This window comes from Actinomyces sp. (genome assembly GCF_030524025.1).
GTDB lineage: Bacteria > Actinomycetota > Actinomycetes > Actinomycetales > Actinomycetaceae > Actinomyces.
This window is the reverse complement of sequence record NZ_JAUNHI010000032.1, coordinates 20,211-27,401: the sequence shown is the minus strand read 5'-3', so window position 1 is coordinate 27,401 and position 7,191 is coordinate 20,211. Positions and strand designations below refer to the sequence as shown.

5 protein-coding genes are annotated in these 7,191 nt (G+C 73.5%); all 5 read right to left on the bottom strand.

Annotation, left to right across the window (positions count from 1 at the left end; all coding sequences use genetic code 11):
- Positions 1–193: 193 nt before the first annotated feature.
- Positions 194–2,266 (bottom strand): fructose-specific PTS transporter subunit EIIC, encoded by a 2,073-nt coding sequence (locus Q4C85_RS10260; RefSeq protein WP_303141832.1) that lies wholly within the window; start codon positions 2,264–2,266, stop codon positions 194–196.
- A gap of 106 nt (positions 2,267–2,372) precedes the next feature.
- Positions 2,373–3,371, bottom strand: coding sequence for a 1-phosphofructokinase family hexose kinase (locus Q4C85_RS10255; RefSeq protein ID WP_303141829.1), 999 nt, complete (start codon positions 3,369–3,371; stop codon positions 2,373–2,375).
- Entirely contained in the window at positions 3,368–4,138 is a 771-nt protein-coding gene (locus tag Q4C85_RS10250) for a DeoR/GlpR family DNA-binding transcription regulator (protein ID WP_303141827.1), read from the bottom strand. Before Q4C85_RS10250 ends, Q4C85_RS10255 begins: the two co-directional genes overlap by 4 nt.
- Before the next feature lie 83 nt (positions 4,139–4,221).
- Positions 4,222–4,635 carry a sterol carrier family protein gene (locus tag Q4C85_RS10245; protein ID WP_303141826.1) on the bottom strand — a complete coding sequence of 138 codons (414 nt, stop codon included), beginning with the start codon at positions 4,633–4,635 and terminating at the stop codon, positions 4,222–4,224.
- 53 nt (positions 4,636–4,688) lie between these two features.
- Positions 4,689–7,037 carry a bifunctional UDP-sugar hydrolase/5'-nucleotidase gene (locus tag Q4C85_RS10240; RefSeq protein ID WP_303141825.1) on the bottom strand — a complete coding sequence of 783 codons (2,349 nt, stop codon included), beginning with the start codon at positions 7,035–7,037 and terminating at the stop codon, positions 4,689–4,691.
- Positions 7,038–7,191: the final 154 nt, after the last annotated feature.

Here is a 7,191-nt window from a genome sequence, read left to right as displayed (position 1 = left end):
GGTTCCTTCCGGGAGGCTGTCCCCCGCACAGCCGCGGGGGCGGGGCGCGGCGGCTCCCGCCGCCCCCAGTGGATCGCCCGGGGCGCGCTGGCCCAGACCGCCGCCGTCGCCCGGGCCGCCCACCAAGCAGTCGGGAGGCCGGGTGGGCCGCCGCGGCGCCCCCCCGGGACTCCTCAACGGGGACGGCTCAGGGTCAGGCGGCGGCCACCACCTCACGCGCCCGCTTGTTGGCGCTCATCTGCTTGAGGAAGACGACCGTCAGGGCGGTGACCACCATGCCGGCGATGATCGAGATGACGAAGCCGAGGAAGTTGTCGATGGCGAAGAAGACGAAGATGCCTCCGTGCGGGGCCCGGGAGCCCACGTGCAGCGCCATTGACAGCCCACCGGTGACGGCACCGCCGAGCATCGTCGCCGGGATGATGCGCAGCGGGTCGGCCGCAGCGAAGGGGATGGCTCCCTCGGAGATGAAGGAGGCGCCCAGCAGCCAGGCGGCGCGCCCGTTCTCCCGCTCCGGGGCGGTGAACAGCTGGGGGCGGATCGTCGTGGCCAGGGCCAGGGCCAGCGGCGGAACCATGCCGGCGGCCATGTCGGCCGCCATCACCTCGTAGGCGGCCTGGGTCTCGGCCGCCAGGCCGGCCGTGGCGAAGAGGTAGGCGGCCTTGTTGACCGGCCCGCCGAGGTCGAAACAGGCCATGAGGCCCAGGATGATGCCGAGGAAGACGGCCGAGCCGCCCTCCGACATCGAGGTCAGGCCGTTGGTCAGGGCGGTCATGAGGCTGGCCAGGGGCTTGCCCAGGAGCATGTACATGACCGAGCCGACCACGAGCGTGGTCCCCAGCGGGATGACGACGACGGGCATGAGGCCGCGCATCCACCGAGGGACGTTGAGGCCGACGAGCCAGGCCGCGAAGTAGCCGGCGAGGCTACCGCCGATGAGACCGCCGATGAAGCCCGAACCGACCGCGGTGGCCACGACGCCCATCGCGAAGCCGGGGGCGATGCCGGGGCGGCCGGCCAGGCCGAAGGCGATGTAACCGGCCAGCGCCGGGACGAGGAAGTCCATGGCCGCCTGCCCCAGGACGAAGAAGACCGCGCCGAGGTAGGCGAAGAAGGAGGAGCCGAACAGCGCGTTCGGCGCCGCGAAGTCGGCGTTGGCCAGGTCGGGCAGGTCCCACAGGGTCGCGCCGGTGACGATGTTCGACGCCGTGTCGGTGATGTCGTACCCGCCGAACAGGAAGCCCAGGGCGATGAGCAGACCGCCCGCGGCGACGAAGGGGATCATGTAGGACACACCGGTCATGACGGCGCGCTGGAGGCGCCGGGCCCAGTGGACCTCCTCCTCCTCGGCCGAGGCCTCGGCCTCCGCGCCGCCGGAGGGCACGCGCTGGGCGGCGGGGTCGTCGATGGCGGCCAGCGCCTTGTCGACCAGGCTTCCGGCGTCGTTGACCGCCGCCTTGACGCCGACGTCGATGACCGGCTTGCCGGCGAAGCGGTCGCGTCCCTTGACCGGCAGGTCGTGGGCGAAGATGACCGCGTCGGCCCGCTCCACCAGGGCGGGGTCGAGCCAGTCGATCTTGCCCGAGCCCTGACCCTCGATCTTGATGGTCACGCCACGGTCCTTGCCCGCCTGCTCGAGGGCCTCGGCGGCCATGAAAGTGTGGGCGATGCCGGTGGGGCACGAGGAGACTCCGACGATGACCCGCTCACCGGTGGCCGGCTCGGCCGGGAGGGCGGCCGGGGCGCCGGCCTCCTCGGCCGGGGACGCCTCGCCGCCGTCGAGCAGCTCGGGCTGGACCTCGCCGGTGATGATGCGCGCCACCTCCTCGGGGCTCTGGGCCGCGCGCAGGGCGTCGGTGAACTCCGAGCGCATCAGTCCGCGGGCGAGCTTGGCCAGGAGCTGGAGGTGGAAGTTGTCCTCCCCGTCCGGTGCGGCGATCATGAACACGAGGTCGGCGTTCTGACCGTCAGCGGCCTCGAAGTCGACAGCCTCGGACAGCCGGGCGAAGCCCAGGGACGGGGTCACGACGTGGGAGGAGCGGCAGTGCGGGATGGCGATCCCGCCCGGGATTCCCGTGGGGCCGGTGGCCTCGCGGGCCAGGGCGTCACCGGCGAGCCCCTCGGCGCCGCTCGCCCTCCCGGTGGAGGCCACGACGCCGGCCAGGTACTCGATGACTTCCTTCTTCTGTGCGCCAGGGCTGACGTCGAGCCTGACGAGCTCGGGGACGATGAGCGGCGTGGGCGCCGCGGATGCGGGTTCGGACATGGTGTTTCCTTGCTGTCTCCGGTCGGTCCGGCGCCCTCAGGACGGGACGGCGGCATGGGGTCAGGGCACGGGCGGACCCGGGCCGGTGCGGGCAGATGGATCCGGCTCAGGCGAGTCGGGTGAGGACCGAGGCCTGCGCGGGCAGGTCGGCGGGCGTGGGCAGCGTCGTGCCGGGCATCCCGGCGGCCGCCGAGCCGTAGGCCATGGCGGTGGCCAGGCGCTGGGGGGCGTCGTCCCCGCGCACGTCGGCCAGGACGTAGCCGGCCACGGAGGAGTCGCCGGCGCCGACGGTCGAGATGACCGGGACCTCGGGTGCCGAGGCGTGCCAGGCCCCCTCGGCGGTGACCAGGACTCCGCCGGCGGGACCCAGGGTCGCCATGACGGCGGTGACCCCCGCCTGGACGAGGATCGTGGCGGCCTCGACCACCGGGCCCAGGTCGCCGGCGCGGGCACCGTCCTCCAGGGCCATGGCGCGCTCGGCGGGCAGCCCGGCGAGCTGGCCGAGCTCCTCCCCGTTGGGCTTGATGAGGTCGGGGGCGGAGTCGGGCAGGGCGGCCGCCAGGGCGGCCAGGGGAGCGTCGGAGGTGTCGACGGCGATGCTCAGCCCCGGGTGCTCGGCGCGCAGAAGGGCCACGAGGCGGGCGTACCAGTCCGAGGGCGCCCCGGGGGGCAGGGACCCGGACAGGACGGCCCAGGAGGCGGGCTCCTGGCCGGGCCGTCCGACGGCGCCCAGGAGCGCGGCCTCGACGAAGGAGGCCTCCTGCTCGCTCAGGCCGGCGCCGGCCTCGTTCAGCTTGGTCGTCGTGCCGTCGGGCTCGGTGACGGCGGTGTTGATGCGCACGGCGCCGGCCACGGCGACCGGACGCACGCTCAGGAGCGTCTCATCGAGGGCGTCCAGGGCGGTCAGGACGGGGTCGTGCTCGGGGGCGGGCACGACCGCCGTGGCCTCCTGTCCGGAGGCCGCCAGGACGCGGGCGACGTTGACGCCCTTGCCTCCGGGCTCGACCATGACGGTCTCGAGGCGGTTGACGCCACCGCGGACGAGCTCGCCGCCCAGGGTGACGGTGCGGTCGAGGGATGGGTTGGGGGTCAGGGTGATGATCATGCGGTGAGAACCTCGATTCCGGATTCGGGGAGCAGGCTGGCCAGAGGTGCGGGCAGGGGGACGTCGGTGACGAGAATGTCGACGTCGTCGAGGTCGGCGAAGGACACGAGGTGCTCCTGGCCGATCTTGGTCGCGTTGGCCAGGACGACGACCCGCCTGGCCGCACGGATCATGGCGCGCTTGACGGCGGCCTCGTCGGGGTCGGGGGTGGACAGTCCGTGCTCGGCGGTCAGCCCGTTGGCCCCCATGACCGCCACGTCCACGCGCAGGTGTTCGAGGCCGGACAGGGCTTCAGGGCCGACGGCGGCCTGGGTGATGCCACGGACGTGGCCACCCAGCACGCGCACGGTGAGATCCTCACGGCCGGCCAGGAGCGCGGCGGTCAGGACGGAGTTGGTGAAGACGGTCAGGCCCAGGCCCTCGGGCAGGAGACGGGCGAAGCTGGACACCGAGGTGCCCGCGTCCAGCAGGAGCGAGGCGCCCGGTCGCGGTGCGACGGCACCCATCGCGGCGGCCGCGATGGCCTGCTTGGCCGCCGCGTTGGACAGCTCGCGCTCGGCGACGGCTGTCTCGGGCAGGGCCAGGACGGTGGCGGCGACCGCACCCCCATGAACCTTGCGCAGGGCGCCCACGCGGTCCAGGGAGGCCAGGTCACGGCGGATGGTCTCGACGGTGACGTCGTAGCGGGCGGCGAGGTCGACCACGGAGACCCTGCCCTCGCGCGCGACGGCGTCAACGATGTCTTGCTGACGCTGCTCTGCGTTCATGCAGTCCCCTCTGGCGACGCCCGGCGTCCGGCGGTGAGGAACGAACGAAATGCCCGTTCGGGCACAAGTGTATGCCCGAACGGCTATTCATGTGAAGAGTTGGAGTGATCGGGATCGCGAACTGCTTCTGCCCCGAGCGGCACGAGGGGAAGGTAGGGCGACAGGTCGCAGCGCTCCCCCGAGGCGCGCAGCGTCCCGTTGTCCACGGCGTCGCGCCAGGCGCTGCGGCCCGTGGCCAGCGCGAGCCAGGTGGCGGGGTCGGTCTCGACCACCGAGGGGGGCGTGCCCCGGCGGTGGGTCGTGCCCGCAACGGCCTGGGTGACGCCGAAGGGCGGGACGCGCACCTCGACCGCTCCCCCGGGCGCGCAGGCGGCCAGCTCCTCGAGGGTGAAGCGCACGGCCGTGGCGGTCGTGCCCCGGTCGGCCCCCGGTTCCCGGGCCCACCGCCGCAAGGCGGTCATGCCGTCACCGGGATCGATGCGTCGTCGCGCAGCCATGGGTCCAGACTACGCCGCCCCCGCCGTCGGGGTGCGGGGCCGGCGCCCCGGGATCAGGCCTCGGAGTCCGTGGAGGAAACGGTGCCGTCGGCCTCGCCCGAGACCGTGGTCTCCTGGGAGCCCGCGGCCGGCTCGGCCGGGGCGCCGCGGCGCCGGAGCATGAGGATGACGCCGCCCACGAGCAGGGCCACGGCCAGCAGGCCCGGGCCGATCGAGGCGCCCGTCCGCACGAGGGCCGCCGCACTGTACTCCTCGAACGGCTCGGGCGAGGGTGCGGCCACGACGACGGTCGGGCGGTGCATGGCGGTCGTCGCGGTCGCACCCGCCGCGGCGGTGGGGGCCGGCCCCGTCACCTGGGCGATCTGCGCCTGAATGTCGAGCAGCTCGGTGGAGCCGTCGTGGTTGACAACCGTCAGCGACACGAGGGCGCAGGCCGCCTCCGTGGCGCCGGCGACCGGGTCCTCCACGGTGCAGGGCTGGGTGGCCACGTCGGCGGGCAGCGCGAAGGTGAGGGTGGCGCGGCCCGTCTCGGGCAGCTGGGAGGTGACCAGGGCGGTGTCGACACTGCTGGAGGCCAGTTCGCGCACGGTGCCGTCGGCCATCGTGACCGTGGCGCTCACCGAGGCCGCGGCGCCCGCGGCGGTCTGCTCGGCGGCGTTGGTGAAGACCAGGCCGGTCAGGCCGACCGTCGCGGTGCCGGCGGCCTGGTCGACCGAGACGCCCAGGCCGATCTGGCGCTTGGCGTAGTCGGCCGAGACCGGTCCGCCCTGGGCGAGGTAGGCGCTGGTGGCGCCCAGGTCCATCATCCCGGTGTTGACCGGCGCCGCGGCGGTGAAGCCGGAGAAGCCGTCGCCCCCGGACAGCAGGAAGGAGTTGGAGGCCACGACGACGGTGTCCTCGTCGGCCAGGAGGGCGTCGTCGACGTAGACGGCCTCGATGACCCTCGCCCTGGCGGCCTCGACCTCGGCCGCCGGGGTGTCCTTGGTGTAGCCCTCGAGGAGATCGGCGGCCCCCTGGTCGACATAGACCTCGACATTGCCCGACAGCCCCAGGGTGAGCACGGGACGTGATGAGCCGGGCTGCCACTGCTGGGCCAGGATCGACCGGAGCTGGGCACCGGTGTAGGTGGCGTAGCCGAGCTCGTTGCCGAAGGGCTGGACCGTGAAGGCCTCACCCTGGGTCAGCTCACCGGCCGCATAGTCGGCGCGCACGCCCCCAGGGTTCATGATGCCGATGTACCGGCCCGCCGGGGCGCCGGTGTTGGACTGGACCCACCAGGCGAAGGAGTCGGCGATGACGTTGGAGGCCGTGGACTCGGTGCCCCGGTTGGAGCCGGTGCCCTGGACGGCGCCGTCCTCGGCGTAGGTGCCGCGCAGGAAGTCGGTGGCCAGGCTCGCCACGACCTGCTCGCCGGCGACCTGCGCCTCGGCGGTGGCCCGGGTGACGATCTCCTCGACCCCGTAGGCGTCGGTCGTGCAGGTCGAGGCCGTCAGGTCCTGGGTGGTGGCCGAGACCACCGCGACCTCCCCGGTGGCGGCGTCGTAGCTGAGCTGGACCCGGCCCAGAGCCCGGCCGTAGTGGTCGGCCTGGACCATGGCGATGGGCTGGCCGTCCGAGGAGGTCCCGGTCTGGGCGAAGGGCACGTGGGTGTGCCCGCCCAGGACGGCGTCGACGTCACCGGTGTACAGGCCGGCCTGGGCGGCGGCGTCCTCGTGGGACAGGACGACGACGACGTCGGCCTCCCCGTTGGAGTCGTCCCCGTCCTTGAGGGCACTGGCGCGGGCGTTGGCGGTGGACACCGCCTCGGAGACCTCCATGCCCTCCAGGGCGCTGGCCGACACGAGGGTCGGCAGCTCGTCGGTGACGACGCCGACGAAGCCGACGCGGACGCCGTCGACCTCCTTGATGAACGCCCCGTCCGCGTCGCCCTCGGCGCTCAGGGTCGGGTCGCCGGTGATGTTGGCGGCCAGGAAGGGGAAGTCGGAGGCGGGAATGATGCGCCCGGTCAGGTCGGTCATGCCGCGGTCGAGCTCGTGGTTGCCCACGGCCGACACGTCCAGGCCCATTGCGTTGAGCGCGGCCAGGGTGGGGCTGTCCTCGAGGATGGCCGAGGTGTAGGCCGAGCCGCCGACGTTGTCCCCCGAGGAGACGAACAGCGTGTCGGGGTCGGCGCTGCGGGCGGCGGCCACCTCGCAGGCGAGGGTGACCGCGCCGGGGTCGACCACGGCGCCCTCGGAGTTCGTGGTGCGCTCGAGGTGGCCGTGGAAGTCAGTGACGCCGAGCAGGGAGATCGTGGGTGTGGTGGGCTCTGCGACCGCTGGGGGCGCGGTCAAGGGGGCCAACACGCTCAGCACGATCACCGCCAGCGTGGTGATCGCTGTCAAGGGAGGGTTGCGTCGCATGGGGTCCTCGTTGGAGGCGGGAGGGGTCAGGGCCTTCACCCTCGGGAGGGGTCAGGGCGTTCACCCTAGGGTACCCGGAGCCGCGACACATCTCCTGGTGAGTCGGCGCAGGCCAGGACCATCGGGGACCGCTGCCCGCCTGCGGGGGCGGGGC

Bases quoted from the DNA above. Each gene is read 5' to 3' on its own strand.
- Q4C85_RS10240 (WP_303141825.1), bottom strand. From the start codon at position 7,037: ATGCGACGCAACCCTCCCTTGACAGCGATCACCACGCTGGCGGTGATC.
- Q4C85_RS10245 (WP_303141826.1), bottom strand. From the start codon at position 4,635: ATGGCTGCGCGACGACGCATCGATCCCGGTGACGGCATGACCGCCTTG.
- Q4C85_RS10260 (WP_303141832.1), bottom strand. From the start codon at position 2,266: ATGTCCGAACCCGCATCCGCGGCGCCCACGCCGCTCATCGTCCCCGAG.
- Q4C85_RS10250 (WP_303141827.1), bottom strand. From the start codon at position 4,138: ATGAACGCAGAGCAGCGTCAGCAAGACATCGTTGACGCCGTCGCGCGC.
- Q4C85_RS10255 (WP_303141829.1), bottom strand. From the start codon at position 3,371: ATGATCATCACCCTGACCCCCAACCCATCCCTCGACCGCACCGTCACC.